16 protein-coding genes and 2 tRNA genes are annotated in these 16590 nt (G+C 37.3%); 12 read left to right on the top strand and 6 right to left on the bottom strand.

The window, feature by feature from the left end:
- Positions 1-206 precede the first annotated feature (206 nt).
- From BN1243_RS12445 to BN1243_RS12435, 3 genes are all read left to right on the top strand, one after another.
- Entirely contained in the window at positions 207-3929 is a 3723-nt protein-coding gene (locus tag BN1243_RS12445) for an FIMAH domain-containing protein (protein ID WP_230200192.1), read from the top strand.
- A gap of 140 nt (positions 3930-4069) precedes the next feature.
- A tRNA-Thr gene (locus BN1243_RS12440) sits at positions 4070-4145 on the top strand.
- Between the two features lie 9 nt (positions 4146-4154).
- A tRNA-Ser gene (locus BN1243_RS12435) sits at positions 4155-4244 on the top strand.
- A gap of 77 nt (positions 4245-4321) precedes the next feature.
- On the opposite strand, the gene BN1243_RS12430 is transcribed toward BN1243_RS12435, so the two are convergent.
- From BN1243_RS12430 to BN1243_RS12415, 4 genes are read right to left on the bottom strand one after another with little or no spacing between them, the layout of a single operon-like run.
- Complete coding sequence (locus tag BN1243_RS12430) at positions 4322-4729, bottom strand: DUF3021 domain-containing protein (RefSeq protein WP_062107279.1); 408 nt, start codon at positions 4727-4729, stop codon at positions 4322-4324.
- Positions 4729-5184, bottom strand: a complete 456-nt coding sequence (locus BN1243_RS12425; protein ID WP_062107278.1) for a LytTR family DNA-binding domain-containing protein — start codon at positions 5182-5184, stop codon at positions 4729-4731. The genes BN1243_RS12430 and BN1243_RS12425 overlap by 1 nt, the downstream gene beginning before the upstream one ends.
- Before the next feature lie 26 nt (positions 5185-5210).
- Positions 5211-5957: an ABC transporter permease gene (locus BN1243_RS12420; RefSeq protein ID WP_062107277.1), complete on the bottom strand. Its 747-nt coding sequence runs from the start codon at positions 5955-5957 to the stop codon at positions 5211-5213.
- 11 nt (positions 5958-5968) lie between these two features.
- The gene (locus BN1243_RS12415; RefSeq protein WP_062107275.1) at positions 5969-6691 is read right to left on the bottom strand and encodes an ABC transporter ATP-binding protein; all 723 of its coding nucleotides are present in this window, start codon (positions 6689-6691) and stop codon (positions 5969-5971) included.
- 232 nt (positions 6692-6923) lie between these two features.
- On the opposite strand from BN1243_RS12415, the gene BN1243_RS12410 reads away from it, so the two are divergent.
- The 7 genes from BN1243_RS12410 to BN1243_RS12380 all read left to right on the top strand — a co-directional run bounded on the left by BN1243_RS12410 (position 6924) and on the right by BN1243_RS12380 (position 13647).
- Positions 6924-7664, top strand: a complete 741-nt coding sequence (locus BN1243_RS12410; RefSeq protein WP_062107273.1) for a MerR family transcriptional regulator — start codon at positions 6924-6926, stop codon at positions 7662-7664.
- Positions 7665-7880: 216 nt separating this feature from the next.
- Entirely contained in the window at positions 7881-9008 is a 1128-nt protein-coding gene (locus BN1243_RS12405) for an MGDG synthase family glycosyltransferase (RefSeq protein WP_062107271.1), read from the top strand.
- A 23-nt stretch (positions 9009-9031) separates the two neighbouring features.
- Positions 9032-9643 carry a DedA family protein gene (locus BN1243_RS12400; protein ID WP_062107268.1) on the top strand — a complete coding sequence of 204 codons (612 nt, stop codon included), beginning with the start codon at positions 9032-9034 and terminating at the stop codon, positions 9641-9643.
- Positions 9640-10443: a patatin-like phospholipase family protein gene (locus tag BN1243_RS12395; protein ID WP_062107266.1), complete on the top strand. Its 804-nt coding sequence runs from the start codon at positions 9640-9642 to the stop codon at positions 10441-10443. The genes BN1243_RS12400 and BN1243_RS12395 overlap by 4 nt, the downstream gene beginning before the upstream one ends.
- A gap of 164 nt (positions 10444-10607) precedes the next feature.
- Positions 10608-11126, top strand: a complete 519-nt coding sequence (locus BN1243_RS12390) for a GNAT family N-acetyltransferase (protein WP_062107265.1) — start codon at positions 10608-10610, stop codon at positions 11124-11126.
- Positions 11127-11296: 170 nt separating this feature from the next.
- Complete coding sequence (locus tag BN1243_RS12385; RefSeq protein ID WP_062107263.1) at positions 11297-13282, top strand: PrsW family glutamic-type intramembrane protease; 1986 nt, start codon at positions 11297-11299, stop codon at positions 13280-13282.
- Between the two features lie 5 nt (positions 13283-13287).
- On the top strand, positions 13288-13647 hold the full coding sequence (locus BN1243_RS12380; protein ID WP_062110602.1) for a hypothetical protein: 360 nt from the start codon (positions 13288-13290) through the stop codon (positions 13645-13647).
- A gap of 177 nt (positions 13648-13824) precedes the next feature.
- Here BN1243_RS12380 and BN1243_RS12375 read toward each other — a convergent pair whose 3' ends face one another.
- Complete coding sequence (locus BN1243_RS12375) at positions 13825-14940, bottom strand: helix-turn-helix domain-containing protein (RefSeq protein WP_062107261.1); 1116 nt, start codon at positions 14938-14940, stop codon at positions 13825-13827.
- A gap of 68 nt (positions 14941-15008) precedes the next feature.
- Here BN1243_RS12375 and BN1243_RS12370 point away from each other — a divergent pair, with 68 nt between their 5' ends.
- Positions 15009-15257: a GNAT family N-acetyltransferase gene (locus BN1243_RS12370; RefSeq protein WP_084781901.1), complete on the top strand. Its 249-nt coding sequence runs from the start codon at positions 15009-15011 to the stop codon at positions 15255-15257.
- A 20-nt stretch (positions 15258-15277) separates the two neighbouring features.
- Positions 15278-15886 (top strand): AAA family ATPase, encoded by a 609-nt coding sequence (locus BN1243_RS12365; protein WP_062110600.1) that lies wholly within the window; start codon positions 15278-15280, stop codon positions 15884-15886.
- Between the two features lie 52 nt (positions 15887-15938).
- Here BN1243_RS12365 and BN1243_RS12360 read toward each other — a convergent pair whose 3' ends face one another.
- Positions 15939-16523: a Uma2 family endonuclease gene (locus BN1243_RS12360; protein WP_062107257.1), complete on the bottom strand. Its 585-nt coding sequence runs from the start codon at positions 16521-16523 to the stop codon at positions 15939-15941.
- Between the last annotated feature and the right edge of the window lie 67 nt (positions 16524-16590).

Below are 16590 nucleotides of genomic sequence, written 5' to 3'. Positions count from 1 at the left end.
TAATATCTCCACCTTAAGATGTTAGGAAAATAGTGGGGCTAAATTGCACCAGTAATTATACATTCTGTCTACCTGATAAAAGCCTCGCTAAGTAAGGTTTTATTTTTTAAGACGATGGGAGAGTGGGAAGGTTGAAGAATAAAAAGAAGCTCAAGGTCTTAACGTTTAGCTTAGTCTTGATTATGTTTTTTTCAAACTTGATCGTTATGAGGCCACCGCAATTAGTAAGTGCTGAAGGTAATCGGCTTGTCAATGACCAGCTTCCACAACTGTATATAACTGAAATTGTTGCAAAGACAGAATCGGAGGGAGATGACTTCTTTGAATATATTGAAGTCTACAACAATACTAATAAATCTATTCATTTGAAGGATTATCAAATTTACTACCGCTATCCTACTGGTCCTGAAGATGATTTAGTCTGGAGTCCTAGCAAGGGAAATGAAGCTCAGATATTGCCGGGAAAGACGATGGTTTTATGGTTGCAAAATTCCTATAATGGTGATAAAACAATCGCTGAATTTAATGCTTATTATGGGACGAGCCTTGTTGAAAATAAAGATATTGTTCGGATGGAAGGTTCTTTAATTAGCAGTAGAATGCGCGATATCGTCATAGCGACCAATACGGGCCATGAAATCGCTGTTGCTTCTTATAATAATGGCACACATGATGTGCAAAAGGACAAAGGGATATTATATCAATACCCACAGGCTGGTTCTAATCAATTAAGTAAAATTAGTGCAGGGGAAAAACAAGCTACTCCCGGTTCAGTTGATTCTAATCAAATTCCAGATAAACCTATTGCTATTGATGATTCAGCCAAGCTGGTTATTAATAATTTAACAAAGCCTGAATCTCCATCCTTAGGGGAGATCGAATTTATAGTTGACGCCAAGAGTAACAACTTAGTAAAAACAGTTACATTGTACTATAAAGCAAATAAAAAAAGTGAATATACAAAAGTTAACTTGAAAATGCATGACAGTGATTCCCTCTACCATCATAAAATTCACAATATCCTTGACCTAATTGGGAGTGAGTTTATTGAATATTATTTTACAGCTTCCGATGGTTATCAAGAAAAAACTAGTGAAAAATATCAAATTCTTCTTGGAGCTGAGGGGGTTTATTTAAATGTAAAAGATAATGATATATTATCCGGCGAGGCTACTATTATCGCTACTTCTGGCGATGGTGATCCGAGAAAGCTTCAGTTGTCTATTGATGATAAAGTTATTGAAAATACTGAACGTGCTTTCGCATATCCTGCCTATTTTATTTTTGAAGGGCACGGTATGAATAAAGGGGCATTAGATGCCGTAACGTATAACAATGAAATATTGCAAGTCATTGATTATGGTGTTAATAATTTCGAAACGATAACAGTATCTGTTAGCCCGGAGTTAATTCGGCCTGGTGAGAATAAATTCGGTATTCATGCTGGCTCTGATGAAGAGACATATTTTGAAGATAAACCAACAAAAAAAGGGACGGATGATTTTGATGTAAGGAATGTCCGTCTAGTGCTCTCTGACGGTACTGTTATCATGGATGAAAATTTTAGCGATCCAATAGAGGTCTTGCCGATCGGAGACAGTGATGCAAACAAACCGCGTTATCGTTATTTTACATTTAAGATTCCTGAGGAAAAGTCAACATCCAAGGCCTATAAATGGAATACATCTGGAGTGGATGATGGAGAGCATTTTGTTAAAGCCTTTTCCTCTGATGGGAGAGAGGCTACAGCTAAAGTTTTAGTGGATAATAGCGGTCCTAGTATTGAAACGACATTAGAGGCAGGTAGACAGTATAAGGGCGAATTTATCATTGACGCTAAAATAGATGATCCCGTCGCTGGATTGAAGTCTTCCACCATCCATCTTGATGGCAAAGCGATCAAAGTTCCGTATAAAACTTCATCCATTGACCTTTCAGCAGGAGAGCATGATCTTTTAGTTAGCGCAGTTGATAAAGCAGGTAACAAGAGTGAAGAATACATTAATTTTTCGGTTGTTGAAGAGCGGCCTTATAAGCCGAAAGTAAAGACTCCAGTGGATGGAGCAGTAGGTATTCAGACAAATCCGACATTGAGCGTTCATGTGTCTGACCCAACGAATGATGATCTAAAAGTATCATTCTACCAGGGGCAAAAATATCATTTGGATAGCCGGGCCAATATCCAAGCCTATAAACATGCAACGAATTTGGAACCCCCTCATGAAATGATCCCAGAAGGAGAGCAGGAGTTAACTGAGGAAGAATATGCTAAATTGTCATCTTCTGAAGAGCAGTATGTTACTGTGGACTCGACAACTCAATTTCCTTATATTCGTTTCGAAGTTCAAATTGATGGTGAAGTATCCGATAAAGATATAGTTGAATTTACTTGGGGAGGTAAGTCTTTGGCCAATCGCAGGGTGACGATGTATGCATGGAACCATACGGAGAGAAAATGGTTGCCATTAGATGCCTTTGTAACGAAAACAGAAGATGATTTCCTTTTAAAGGGTAATGTTGTAGCTGAAGACTTCGTGAGGGACCATATAGTTAATGTAATGGTACAAGATCAAATTTCACCACCAGAAGATTATGATTATACGTTTATTTGGATGACAGATACTCAATATTATTCACAAACTTTTTCTCATATATATGAGTCACAAGTAGATTGGGTTATTGAAAATGAAGATGCTATGAATATTCAATATGTTTTCCACACTGGTGACATTGTCGAGCATTATCATCAAGAGTATGAGTGGAATATTGCCGATAGATTAATGGGGAAACTGGATAAAGCTAACATTCCGTACGGGGTTCTGGCTGGGAATCACGATGTAGGGCCAGGAAATGATTACACAGAATTCTCGAAGTATTTTGGGGAAAATCGATTTAGTGATCGAGCTTACTATGGAGAGTCTTATAAGGATAATCGTGGTCATTATGATCTTATCTCAGCCAATGGTAATGATTATATTATGGTATACATGGGCTGGGGAATTGAAGACGAAGAAATTGCGTGGATGAATGAAATATTGGCTGCCTATCCGGATCGACAGGCTATTTTAAGTTTCCATAGATATCTCCAGCCGAGCGGGGAACGTGCTCCTGAAGGAGATCGATTATTTGAAGAAGTTGTTGTTCCCAATTCTAATGTTGTGATGGTCCTAAGTGGGCATTACCATGGAAGTGCGTTATTAGTAGATGAGATAGATGACGATGGTGATGGGACAATAAATCGTAAAGTATATCAAATGCTCTCCGATTATCAGTCCGGTCCTGAGGGAGGGGAAGGATATTTCAGGATTCTTCATGTAGACACAAGCAGCAACACTATATTCGTGAACACATATTCACCTTATAAAGATGATTATCATTTCTTTGATCCAGAAGAATATCCTGGTATGGATGAATTTACGATTTCATTGAATTTAGAACCGCAAGTTAAACGAGTAGCAACGAAATATTTTGAGGCGAACGTTTTTTCGAATAAAAAAATTGGTACAGTTGAGAAGGTAGTAAGTGGTAAGGATGCCGAGTTCGAATGGAAGGGTCTTAAAAATGATCAAATTTATTACTGGTATGCAGTGGCAGAAGACAATTATGGCGGTCGCTCTGTTTCAGATATATGGAGCTTTACAACTGGGGAAGAAGTCCCTGTCCAATTAGCTGATATTCGTGGGATGGTTTTAGACTATATCGATTCTGAAGACATACAGGGACCACTTGTTCATCCATTACAAAATAAATTGAAGCAAGCTATGCACCATTATGAGAAAGGATCTGTTCCTCAGGCGGAAAAGTTCATGAAGGACTTTTTAAAACAGATAAATCAGAAACAAAGTGAGAACTATATTACACCTGAGGCAAAGCAAGCATTAGAACAAAAGGTGAATGAATTATTAGAACAGTGGTCGACCTTAGACTAGTTTTGATAATGGGACCCGTAAAGAGTGCCTTTACGGGTCCCATTGCATATACATGTACATCAGGAATAAGCTGGCAATTGTATTTTTTTATTGAAATTATGCCAAAAAAGTATTATTATTTTTTATGTGCTAAAAAACCTGCTGGTGTAGCACAGTTGGTAGTGCACTTCACTCGTAATGAAGGGGTCGGAGGTTCAAGTCCTCTCACCAGCACCATCAATGTTTGGAGAAGTACCCAAGTCCGGTTGAAGGGGACGCACTCGAAATGCGTTAGGACGGGCAACTGTCGCGTGGGTTCGAATCCCACCTTCTCCGTAAGGTGCCTGGCACCACCCGAATTTTGTCGAACGTCCTTAATGGGCGTTTTTCTTATGGCCTCTTAAAGAATGAAATCAAATCCGCAACAGGTCATCGTTCAATTTCTTCGCTTCATTCTTAAAATAAAAATAGAAACCAGTCCAGACCGCAGCATATATTACAATAAATAATCCGATGAAAAATAGGATGCTTCCGATTTTAAAAGGAATCCAGCCAATTCCAATCGATAGGATGATATATATAATAGCTACTGTCGTGAAATGAAGCGCCGTCTGAATGGGGAGGCGAATGGATTTGAGTTCAAAAAAGAGTGGGGTGACAGAAAAGAACCACCCACATAGCATAAAGGCGAGTGAGTTTTTTAAAAAAATACTGCCATCCAGCATGATAGTTCCTTTTATATAAATCATATTCGTTATAATAACTGCAAGAAAGGCACCGAAGAAAATTCCAATGATACTTTGGAATAGAAACTTCTTCATTAATCTTTCCTCCTATTCATTTTTAGTGCTTCTCTTATTTTTCCGACATAATGTCGTGTTACATAATCCTTAGCACCTGATTTAAAATAAACACATAGTGTTCCATTGAAAGATGGTTCAAAATGGCTTAACTCATATAAATTGGCAATAACAGACTTTGAAAGCCGGACAAATCGATTAGAAGGAAGGATTTTTTCAAGTTCATACAATTTTTCTTTTAATTTATATGAACCGTTTGCAGTAATCGCAATGACGCTATCTTCTTCAGTACGAAAGTAGTGGATATCTTCCGGCTTTAAAATATGTTGCATTTCTCCGTCTTTTCCTACGATGAATTCCTTTTCCCTGTTTTTAACAAAATCAAGAATCTCTTGAACGGAATCATCTAGCTCTTGGCATTGGATGATGATTTTTGTTTGTTCGTACTCTTGATCAATCTCAAGTGACACTTTCATTTCATATTCGTCCTCCTTATCCCCTCCTATTTTACACTTTTTCTTTTGGAGAACTGAAGGACTAATAAGGAAATAATGAAAATGAATAGAATATAGGAAATAGAAATCCAAGTATTCTTGCTAAACACAAATTGCTGATTCCAAATATCAATAAACAAATGGTTCATATGATAAAGCGGGTTCAATTGGGCTACGGCTTGAATAAACTTAGGCATCATACTAACGGGCAGGGAGAAATCTCCGGTAAACATCACAACTTGAAAAATGATAATCGAGAATACTAAGGCGCTTTTCATTTCCTGAAATAAAGAGTAAATGGCAGAAGAAATCACTAACAAAACGGTATTAAGAATGATGAAAAATCCATATGAAGTTAAAAATGTTAGTAAGTGAAAGGATAATCCGTAGACAACGATCCCTATCACTTGGATAAAAAGAAATCCAAGACTTGTAATTATAATCGATTTTAAAATACTTGATATTAGTAAAATGCGCTTAGGCACAGGTGAAATGCTAATCCGTTTTTCTACACCATTCGTGCGATTGACAACTTGATCAAAACCAAAGGCGAAAAAGACGACGGAAAAGGTAATTAAGAGAATGAAAGATGGTGTATACATCTCAGCATAATTTAAGCTTCCTGCATACGTATTGTCTCCGAATAATTGCCCCATAAAAATGTAAGTGACAGGCGGTATAATAATGGAAAAGACCATATAGAACAATTCCCTTGAAAACATTACAAGATCATATTTTAATTGAGTAGCTAACATGTGAATTCCTCCTATATTGATACGTTTTTTAAATAAAACTCATTAATTGATTGAAACCCAGTAGATGACAAAATCTGATCAGGTGTGTCGAAAACTTCATTTCTTCCTTCGTTAAGCAGCATAACTTTATCACAATACATTTCGATTTCATCCATGTAATGAGTTGTTAAGATAACCGTTCCACCTGTTTTTTGATTGTATTCTGTAATATAGGCCCATAACATGTTTCTCATATGCGGATCAAGCCCAGTCGTTGGTTCATCTAATACAATAAGTTTTGGTTTAGAGATAAAGGCAATCGCGAGGCTAACCTTTTGCTTCCAGCCACCGGATAATTTCTCGAAATATGTTTTTCTATGTGGCTCTAGTTTAAAATCAGCCATGACTTTTTTTATATCCATATCGGATTGGTAATAGGCTTTAAATAATTTTAGTAGTTCTTCTACTTTCAAATTTTTATAGAATTGTGTCGGTTGCAGGACGGCAGAGATATCCGATCTTATTTCTTCTAATTGACGGTCAGAAATATTTTGTAAGTCTTGATTGAAAAGGGAAACCTTCCCATGATCAAATCCCTTAATGGTCATAATAATTTCGAGAAGTGTGGATTTTCCAGCACCGTTTTTTCCGATGATCCCAATAATTTCTCCCGGCTTAGCTTGAAAATGGATCCCTTTTAAAACAGGGTGTTTTCCATATGATTTATGTAAATCTTTAATATCGATGATGTTCATTGCTTACCCTCCATTCAGTTTGCTGCTGTGACTACATCGTATAATCTCTTTGACAAACTGTCCTTGCAATTTAGGTGAGACGTCACAATTGCCCGATCACATGCAAAAAAGCACCAGTAAAATACACGGTGCCTGGCACCACCCGAATTTTGTCGAAAAAAACTTATTTCAACTATTGACTCTGACGTAACGTAATACTTTATGATTCTTATAGAAGGGAGGCAGAGCAAAGATGAAAGTGAAAGAAGTCGCCGATTTAGTTGGGATTAGCGTTCGCACCTTGCATCATTATGATGAAATTGGACTACTGATCCCAGAAGAGACGACAGAGGTAGGATACCGGATCTATTCCGATGAAAATCTTGCGACGCTTCAGCAAATTTTGTTTTTCAGAGAGCTCGGTTTTCCTCTGAAGAAAATTAAAGAAATTATTCACAGTCCTTCATTTGATCAAAAGGAAGCACTTGAACTGCATCGGAAAATGTTGCTTGAGAAACGAAATCGCTTAGATCAGATGATTGAAACGGTGGAAAAAACAATCCAACATACGAAGGGAGAAATTTTAATGTCCAATAAAGAGAAATTCGCAGGCTTTGATTTTAGCCAAAATCCATATGAGCAGGAAGCACGTGACAGATGGGGGGATGAAGCTGTTGATCAATCTAATGCAAGGATCGATGCTATGTCAAAAGAGGAAAAACGAAATTTTGAGGATAACTTCAATGCTATCTATAGAAAACTTGCTGAAATCCGCCACTTACCGCCTGATTCAGAGGAAGCTCAAGCTGGAATTAAGGTATGGTTTGACTTTTTAAACAAAATGGGTGATTACTCACTAGAAGCCTTCAAGGGACTAGGTCAGTTATATGTCGATGATGAACGTTTCACTAAAAATATCGACCAATTCGGAGAAGGTTTAGCCCAGTTCATGTGTTCAGCAATGGCCACTTTTGCGGATAAAAATGAAAAATAATAATGAATTAAAATCCAGTCTTTTATAAGAACTGGATTTTTTTATTCTTTTATGGAAATTACTGTAGCGGTAATGCATTATTTAGCGTCTATATAAGTAGATTACAGGAAAAGACGAATTTAACGTGAGTGAAGACAAGTAGAGTAAGGCTTACAATCCATGTATTCATAATCTATAGCTTCTCCTCCAGATCAAAAAAGGAAGTGATCAAAAGCTATGAAGAAGATATTATTTTTCCCCTTATTAAGAATGCCATCAGGCCATCATCAAGTGGCAGATTCGCTAGCAAGTTATTTACAAACAAGGAATCCAGAGATCATTTGTAAAAAAATTGATGTACTTAGTTCATGGAACCCGGTTGTCGAAAGTGTAGTGACAAAAACATATCTCGAGTGGATCTATCATTTTCCAAAGTCGTATGCATGGGTATACAAACAAATGGCACACACTTCAAGGGGGTATCGTAACTATAGATATTATGAAATTTTATTTTTAAAAAAGATGAAGGAAATCATTGAGGAGGAGAAGCCTTCGCTTATTATTTGTACACATGGTTTCCCTTCCTATTTGCTTAGCCGATTGAAATTACTTAATCAATGCCAAATCCCTGTTATCAATGTTTATACTGACTTTTTTGTAAATGATGTTTGGGGGAAGGAGGGAATTGATTTCCACTTTGCACCATGTCATTCAGTCAAAGAGGAGTTGTTAAATAACGGTGTTTCTGAAAAAAACATTTTTATAACAGGGATCCCGACATCAGAAAAATTTAACGAATTGTTACCGCCGATTGAGAAGGGTGCGAAATTCACAGTATTAGTATCTGGAGGAAGTGTCGGACTTGGAAATATTCTGAAACCTTTTCGCGATCAAAGAAGTAAGAGTAAGGTAGAGTATTTTATTCTGTGTGGAAAAAATAAAAAATTGTATCAACAAATTGCAAAGCTGCATTGCGAAAATATTCATCCACTTCCCTATATTTCTTCTAAGGAACAAATGAACGAACTGTATAACAAAGCTGATGCGATTATTACAAAGCCTGGCGGTGTGACGATTAGTGAGGCATTAAAAAAGCGATTACCGATTTTCATCCATTCCGCGCTCCCAGGCCAAGAAGAAATCAATTTGCAACTGTTAAAAGAGCTGAAACTCGTCTTAGAATTAGATCTTAAGCAGCCATTGGAAGAGCAAATTGAAAATTTCTTTAATAATCAAATGTTATATCAGAATTTCAAAAATTCGTTACAGACTTACTTAAATGAGACTAAAGCTGGAAAGCCTGATGACATATCCGATTTAATTCATTGTTTAATGGAGGATACGGTACAGGTCTTGGATGAATAGGTTAGAAAGAAGGAATGGATGGAATGGTTCAGCAATTTTTGCAATGGCTTAGTGCGATGGGGCTTCCTGGTTTATTTTTGACTATGTTTTTAGAGGGATCCTCTTTACCGTTTCCTGGAGTAGTTTTTGTATTTTCATATGGATATTTATTGTCCCCAGGTTATGTGAATACAAGCTTTATAGCGGCAGGAATGGGTGTCTCTTATACACTTGCAAGTCTAATACCTTATTTTTTAGGAAGGAAGGTTGAAAGGCTTATCCCGAAAAAAATGGAAAAAGGGCTACAGAAAGGCATTTCATTATTTAAAACTTATGGGATATGGAGTATTGCTTTTTCTCGCCCATTTGGTGTTGGTAATTATATTTCTTACGTAGCGGGCATGAGCAAGGTGAACTTATTTAAATATAGTATTTTAACCTTTATAGGGATATATCCATGGTCATATGTGATGATTCTTTTAGGTGATTATTTTAAAGGAAATTACGAAGCATTTAAAGAATACTTTCAAGCATACAGTATCTACGGTTATGGTCTTTTATCGATAGGTTTGGTCATTTTTATTCTTATTTATTATCGGAAGTTCAAAAAAAGAAACTTACTCTCAGAAATAGAAGAAGGAGGTAAAGGGAAGTGAATAGAACGGGAGTGTCACTTGGTGGTGGCTCTCTTAGGGGAGTTGCTCATATAGGGGTATTAAAGGAACTAATGGATAATGGAATTGAAATAACTCATTTAGCGGGAACAAGTGCAGGAGCTGTCGTTGGAGGGCTCTTTGCATGTGGAATGGACCCGGAAATTATGCATCGTGTTGTTCAGGATTTGCCAGTACGACGGCATATTGATATCGGTTTTAATCGAAAAGGTTTGATCAAAGGCGATCGTATTTACCAATCGCTGCTAAAATGGACAGATGGAAAATATTTTTCAGATTTGTCGATTCCTTTTGCAGTCATATGTGTTGATCTTATTTCAGGGGAAATGGTTGTTATTGATTCTGGGGAAGTAGCTTTGGCCATTAGGGCAAGTATTGCGATTCCTGGTGTATTCTCTCCAGTAGAAATGGGCAAAAGACTGTTGGTAGATGGATATATATTGAATAATAATCCTGCTGATATAGTAAGGGAAATGGGAGCGGAACATGTAACATCTGTCCGGGTGAAGGGATCGATCATCCATCAACCTTCCAATCTATTTTCTGTTTTGAATAGATATATAGATATAGCAAGTCAAAAAAATACGGATCGCTGCTTGCGGGAGAATGCGGATATATTAATTGATATTGATTTGGAAGATATAGGCCGGTTTGAAACGAAATCTTTATTAAAGGTTATTGAATTGGGGCAACTAGAGGCAAAAAAAGTATTGACACAGCATGTTCATGAGGAGCAGAATAAGGTTGTTTATTTAGACCAGTGGCTCCAAAAAGTTCGATGACGAGGGAAAAACTAGGCCAGTTCTTAGATAAATAAAAAAGAACTGGATTTTTTTCCATTTGAGCTAGGAAAATACCTTTTTGGACATAAAGGAATACGGTGTATAAATATAGAACATAGCATTTTAGTTTGTCTAATAAAAAAATGAATAAGGGGATCGAAAATATGAATGATCAAATCACAATTCGCACATTGAATAAGGATGATTTTAATAGTATTGCACAGGCGTTTACAGACCAGGGATGGAATAAACCTGCATCACAATATGAACGATATTATCAGGAACAGCAAGCTGGGGAGAGATTAGTTCTAGTTGCCGAATGTCAACAAAAGTTTGCCGGCTATTTGACAATAATGTGGAAATCACATTATTCGCCATTCCAAGAAGGTAATATCCCCGAAATTGTCGATTTAAATGTACTAGAAAAATTCCAGAAAAAAGGTATTGCCACAATGCTAATGGATGAAGCGGAAAAAATTGTAGGTGAAAAAGGCGCGATCATTGGTATCGGCTTTGGACTTACAAAAGATTATGGAGCTGCTCAGCGCCTATACATAAATAGAGGTTATGTTCCGGACGGCTTAGGAATCTCACAAAGGGGTCAGTTTTTAACATATGGGGATCAATTAACAGTAGATGATGATTTAGCCCTTTATTTAACAAAATCCCTTCATGAAAATTAATTGATGGAGTAGAATATGTCTATTTTCTTAGGTTGAAAGTCATCTTTAACCATACCCTATTCCTTTTTTGCAACATTCTTCCTATTTCTAATTATTCCTCGCTAATATAGCATAGAGACAAACTAGGTATATATTGTTAATTTCGGGGTTCGCAATAAGGATGTGAAGGAATGAATGAAAAGGTAGGCAAGTTTCGCCATTATACGAGGACAGCGCTCGATCGTGTTGAATTGGCATGGCAAAATTTTATTCGAAAATATCCAGCACTCGTCTCTCTTTATATGATTCTATCTTGGATATGCGTCATTGTTTTTCTTATTAGTCTATTCTTCTTTAAAGATTCTCGAAAAATGTCCGTTCAATTTTTATGGTCGTTTTATGTGATTTTACAATTGTGGTTTCTTTGCCGCAGTAAAACATTGACATGGAAACAGTACACACGTTTTTTTATGGCTGGTGCTTGGATTACTGTTCCATTAACAGCAATTGTCGTTCTTTTCCTAACTAAACTATTTGGTGGATCGACCTCTGATTTTTGGAGTATGTCGGTCTTAACACCGATTGTAGAAGAAGTAATAAAGCTTGTACCACTCGGTCTGTATTTATTTTTATCAAGGAGAGCTTCGAGCTTAAGTCTTGCTGACTTTGCGTTAATTGGGGTGGCATCTGGTGCAGGGTTTCAGTTAATGGAGGAGTTCGCAAGAAGAATTGCATCAGGAAATTCATATGGATTTACATTATTAGGCGGCAATGTTATTCAATGGGACTTATTTACACTTTTTCCAGGCTATATGGAAGAAAGCTTCTTACCAACACAGATGTCAGCGGGTCATGCTTTGTTAACAGCGATGATTACGTTATCGATCGGGATTGCGATCAGATTAAAGAGCAGGCTAAAAAGCTGGAGTTTTATTTTGCCTGGTTTCAGCCTTTTCATTGCCATATTAGATCATGCTATTTGGAATGGCAGCTATCAATTCCCTGATTGGATTAGAGCAGTTCACAAGCTGCTAGGTAGTGGCTACGAAACAAAAACTTGGTTTCTCATAATGTTGGGACTCTCTCTATTCGCAGATTATGGTTTGATCAATCGAGTAAAGGAAAAGTTACCAAGATTGCAACATGAAAAGGTCATTCAGCCATTTTCGGAAATGTGGCATTTATTCATTGCTTTAGGTACAGATAGAAAACGTTACGGTTATTTATTACATTTTTATCGAGAGAGAAGAGAACTAGCATTTACCTATATTTATGGCAATACCGAGGCGAAGGAACATCGGCTTCCAAAGCTAACCGCAAATATGGAAAAGTATTATCAAGTATTAGCCTTGCTTGCTGCTTCGGTTTTAATTGTTCTTGTTTATTTTGGCTGGGGAAATGTTGGATATGGGAATGAGGCTTGCTTTGCTTGTCTTTTTGATAGCCTGCAAAATTGGTGGGACCGCTTATCAGGATGGGAGAAAGGGGTAATCGTCGCAAGTGCATTTGCTTTAACTGTACCATTCTTAGGTGTTTGGTCAGCGTTTGGCGCCGTTTCAACTGGAGTAGGTTTTGCTGCAAGTGGGAAAGAGTTTGCGGATGTGTTACGTAATCCGAAAAAGTTAATGAGACCTGAATATGCGACTGCATCTCTAATCGATCTTTTACTAAGACGAATTCCTTTCGGTAAGGCATTTTCTAAAAAGGTAGGAAGTAAGTCTGGTGGTGGTTCGTCAGGAGGAGGAGGGCCTAATAAGCCTGGAAAGAACAATCATGACGGTAAAGAATTTTCGAAAATGACACCAGAAGAACAAGTAAAGATTGCTAAGCAATATTCTAAAAGAGCACCTATTGAAATTCCAGAATCCGCAAAAATTAAAGCACAATCAAAAACAGGATATGAACAGATTTCGTACAAATGGAATGATGGAACATACAAATACGAAGTTAGATGGCATACAAGAACACCAGGAGCACCTGAAAACCAAGGAAATACGTGGGTTGTTCAAAGAACGATTCCGGGAAGCGGTGGAAATAAACCACAAACGTTCTTCAAAATTGGAGAAGATGAATGGATTGAAGGATATAAATGGTACGATGCGATTGCGGCCAGGAAAGCAGGAACTCCGACACCAGAACAAATTAGCATTTTAGATAGAGGTCATTGGAAGGATTGATACGATTGATCAATAGGACTTACTATGAAGGATTTGAAGGAGAACCAGAACTTGTAATAGCCTTTGGAAATCAAAAACTAATTATGTGGATCGGGTACTTTGAAGCTATATTAGATGCACTATTAGAAAGTGACCTTCCAAAAGAAGGGATTATTAAAGAGTATTTTTATCATGAAGGTTGGTATGATGACTCACCATGGAAATTAGAGGATATTCCATTAGCTATCGAACAAATAAGTAGTTTTGATATAGATAAAGTGGATAAATTCGAGAATATAAAAAATATATTACCGGAATTAGTTCATGAGATTATTCGTTTTCTTGAAAATGCTAAAAATGAAGATGTTGTAATTGAGTATGATTGAAACATCCAAACCTGTTGAACCAGTTACGTTGGCAATTATGTTAACTGAACCCAGCACTCCTCTTAGCAATGCGACCAAAGTGGGGCATTTTTTATCAAGGAAATTATCTAAATTAACTTTGGATAAGGAAATACTAGGCTGCCGACAGATAATCGGCAGCCACTGTATATTTTTATACTATTGCCATATCCCGCTTTCACGCTTATCCTTAGCAGCAGACTCGAGTTCATTTATGAATTTGACATATCTTGCATCCGCTTGAAATTCCGAGAAATCGGATTTAATGCGTTCTAACGCCCCGCGACAAGCATTCTCGGAGGAATTATTTGTAACCCAGCGCTCACAATCATCCATAAACTTTACAGATGCCAGAGTGTACGAAGGATTTTGGTCAAACCGAACGGCATGGTAAACACTCTTTTCAATACTGCGCCACATACCATCCAGATCCCCTGCCTCCCTTTGAAATTTGGCGAGGTCATGATAACTCATAGAGCATAATGAATCAAAGTAATTCGGCGTATTGTGTGTGAAGTTTGCTAGAAAAGAGGCATGTAATAATTGCAGATCGACTACATATTGCAATTTCCCCTTTTCTCGGAAGCATTTTCCCAAGCTTTCGGTAACCATAGCGAAACCAAACGCCATACTGAATAAATAATGTTGCAACTTTTCCATGGCCTCATTTATTTTGCCAGCTTCAATCAGGTTGAAAGCAATATCTGGATCAAACACACCATTTACATTCATTTCTTCAAGTATAGAAATCGCCTGATCATATTCCTTTATAGAACTGTACGCAAATGCAATGATTTGTTGTATCGATTCTTTTTTCGTTGGTGAGTCTGCGGGTTTCACTGCCAGGGACCTTTGAAAATAGTCTATTGCCTTTTCCACTGTACTTTTTTTGTCGGCACAATCTTCGGAAGTACCTTCACTCAATTTTAAGGTTCCAATAGACATAAGAAGGTGAAAATCATTCGGATATTGCTTTAAGACTTTCTCTGCGATCGGCAGTCCACTTTGATAATCAGACACTTGGACGAACTTTTGTAGTGTATCTCTATATTCTTGTAAGTTGTTAGGTTGGACTTGGTAATCCATTAAAGTATCGATTGACACTTCAAAATAAGAGGCGATTGCTGGTAGTAACGCAATATCCGGATAGGTGGCTGCGCACTCCCACTTGGAAACCGCAGCAATCGATACTCCAATTGCTTCAGCAAGTCGTTCTTGGGTGATATTTCTTGCTTTACGTAGCTCCAGTATTTTAGCTCCAATATTTAATGTCATTCGTTTAACCCCTTTACAATTATTATCAGCTGATGAATTCAGCATAGCACTAATAATTGTTAGTGATAATGGAGCAAAACTATAATGTGGTTAAATGTTTTTTTAACTTATGGTTAAGTATTTATGTAAAACCTGAATCTCGGAGACTAGGAATTGCTCGAAAAATGATGAATGAAGGGGAAAAGGGGCTGAAAGAAATGGGTTGTAGTCAAGTAGGCTCAGATATACAGATCGACAATCAAACAAGCTATGATTTTCATACTGAAATTGGTTTTAAAGAGGCCGGGAGACTTATTGCTTTCATAAAAGATCTATAAGGTGGAAACAAGGTGATTTGATGATTATATGGATTAACGGTACATTTGGATCGGGAAAAACAACTGCAGCATATGAATTGCAAAGAAGAATAAAGGACTCATTTGTCTATGATCCTGAAAGGTTCGGATATGTGTTAATGGCTAATATTCCGAAAGAAATAGCAAAAGGTGACTTCCAAGATTATCCTTTGTGGCGTGAAGCGAACTTCCAATTATTAAAACAATTAGCTTTGGAATATAAAGGAGCGATCATTGTCCCGATGACGTTAACAAATGAACGCTATTTTGAGGAAATCGTTGGAAAATTAAGAGATGTTGGGATTATCGTTCATCATTTCACATTGACCGCATCGAAACCGACCATTGAAAAGCGCCTGAAAAAACGATTTGAAGGGAAAAAGTCTTGGGCTTATCAGCAAATGGAAGGCCGACTTAAAAGCCTGGAAGATGAAAAGTTTAAAGAGCATTTGCAGACAGATAGTATGTCGGTTGAAGAAGTAGTTGAAGCGATCGCAAGGGGATCAGGTCTTGATTTATTGCCAGATCATCGAAGCGGATTGAAGAAAAAAATAGATAGATTGACAGTTAAATTAAAGGAGATTGGGCTAGTGAAGCAAGTGAAGGGATGAGCAAAAAATGAACCATCATTTGATATTCATTTTCAAATGATGGTTTTTCCAATTAACCTGGTAAATCTGCTGCAGCATCAAAAATTTGTGCCATGGTGAAAGAGATGCATGGGAGTTGTTTAGATTGAACTGTGTCCTCTCTATCGTAGACATTAAGTAGCCTATAACCGCTTTCGTCTAATACGTATTGCTCAAGCACTTCATTTGCGGGATCAATGATCCAATATTCAGGAATTTGGTATTGTGCATATGTGTTTAATTTATTAAATCGATCCCTCTTAGCAGAATGCGGAGAAAGTATTTCACCAACTAAACTAGGGATCCCCTCAATTCCTCGATTAGAGATAATGTCCACATTACTGCGCGGTACTATTACAAGATCAGGCTGGCGTACTTCTGTATTTGATAAAATTAAATCAATAGGGGAAGCAAAGATGATGTAATCTATCTGGCAACTATTCATAAGTGTTGTCAGAATTTGGCTGCTGATTACCTGATGTTTGGGGGATGGTGCAGGAGTTATTAGCTCTAATACGCCATCTGCTATTTCATAACGCGCGCCATCACAAGGAAGTTGGGCATAATCATCGTAGGTGACCGGGCTTTCTTTGATAATCTTTTGATCACGAGCTTTCATGGATACGCCTCCTTGAATGAGAATGATGTGTCCATTATACCAAATCTAACTTTGCAATTAACGTATA

This window comes from Bacillus niameyensis (genome assembly GCF_001375535.1).
GTDB classification, from domain to species: Bacteria; Bacillota; Bacilli; order Bacillales; family Bacillaceae_C; genus Lederbergia; species Lederbergia niameyensis.
The sequence above is the reverse complement of the archived record's forward strand: the minus strand, read 5'-3'. Positions and strand labels throughout refer to the sequence as shown.

Bases quoted from the DNA above. Each gene is read 5' to 3' on its own strand.
- BN1243_RS12420 (WP_062107277.1), bottom strand. From the start codon at position 5,957: ATGTTAGCTACTCAATTAAAATATGATCTTGTAATGTTTTCAAGGGAA.
- BN1243_RS12410 (WP_062107273.1), top strand. From the start codon at position 6,924: ATGAAAGTGAAAGAAGTCGCCGATTTAGTTGGGATTAGCGTTCGCACC.
- BN1243_RS12385 (WP_062107263.1), top strand. From the start codon at position 11,297: ATGAATGAAAAGGTAGGCAAGTTTCGCCATTATACGAGGACAGCGCTC.
- BN1243_RS12360 (WP_062107257.1), bottom strand. From the start codon at position 16,523: ATGAAAGCTCGTGATCAAAAGATTATCAAAGAAAGCCCGGTCACCTAC.
- BN1243_RS12405 (WP_062107271.1), top strand. From the start codon at position 7,881: ATGAAGAAGATATTATTTTTCCCCTTATTAAGAATGCCATCAGGCCAT.
- BN1243_RS12390 (WP_062107265.1), top strand. From the start codon at position 10,608: ATGAATGATCAAATCACAATTCGCACATTGAATAAGGATGATTTTAAT.
- BN1243_RS12430 (WP_062107279.1), bottom strand. From the start codon at position 4,729: ATGAAGAAGTTTCTATTCCAAAGTATCATTGGAATTTTCTTCGGTGCC.
- BN1243_RS12445 (WP_230200192.1), top strand. From the start codon at position 207: ATGAGGCCACCGCAATTAGTAAGTGCTGAAGGTAATCGGCTTGTCAAT.
- BN1243_RS12425 (WP_062107278.1), bottom strand. From the start codon at position 5,184: ATGAAAGTGTCACTTGAGATTGATCAAGAGTACGAACAAACAAAAATC.
- BN1243_RS12365 (WP_062110600.1), top strand. From the start codon at position 15,278: ATGATTATATGGATTAACGGTACATTTGGATCGGGAAAAACAACTGCA.
- BN1243_RS12375 (WP_062107261.1), bottom strand. From the start codon at position 14,940: ATGACATTAAATATTGGAGCTAAAATACTGGAGCTACGTAAAGCAAGA.
- BN1243_RS12415 (WP_062107275.1), bottom strand. From the start codon at position 6,691: ATGAACATCATCGATATTAAAGATTTACATAAATCATATGGAAAACAC.
- BN1243_RS12400 (WP_062107268.1), top strand. From the start codon at position 9,032: ATGGTTCAGCAATTTTTGCAATGGCTTAGTGCGATGGGGCTTCCTGGT.
- BN1243_RS12370 (WP_084781901.1), top strand. From the start codon at position 15,009: ATGGAGCAAAACTATAATGTGGTTAAATGTTTTTTTAACTTATGGTTA.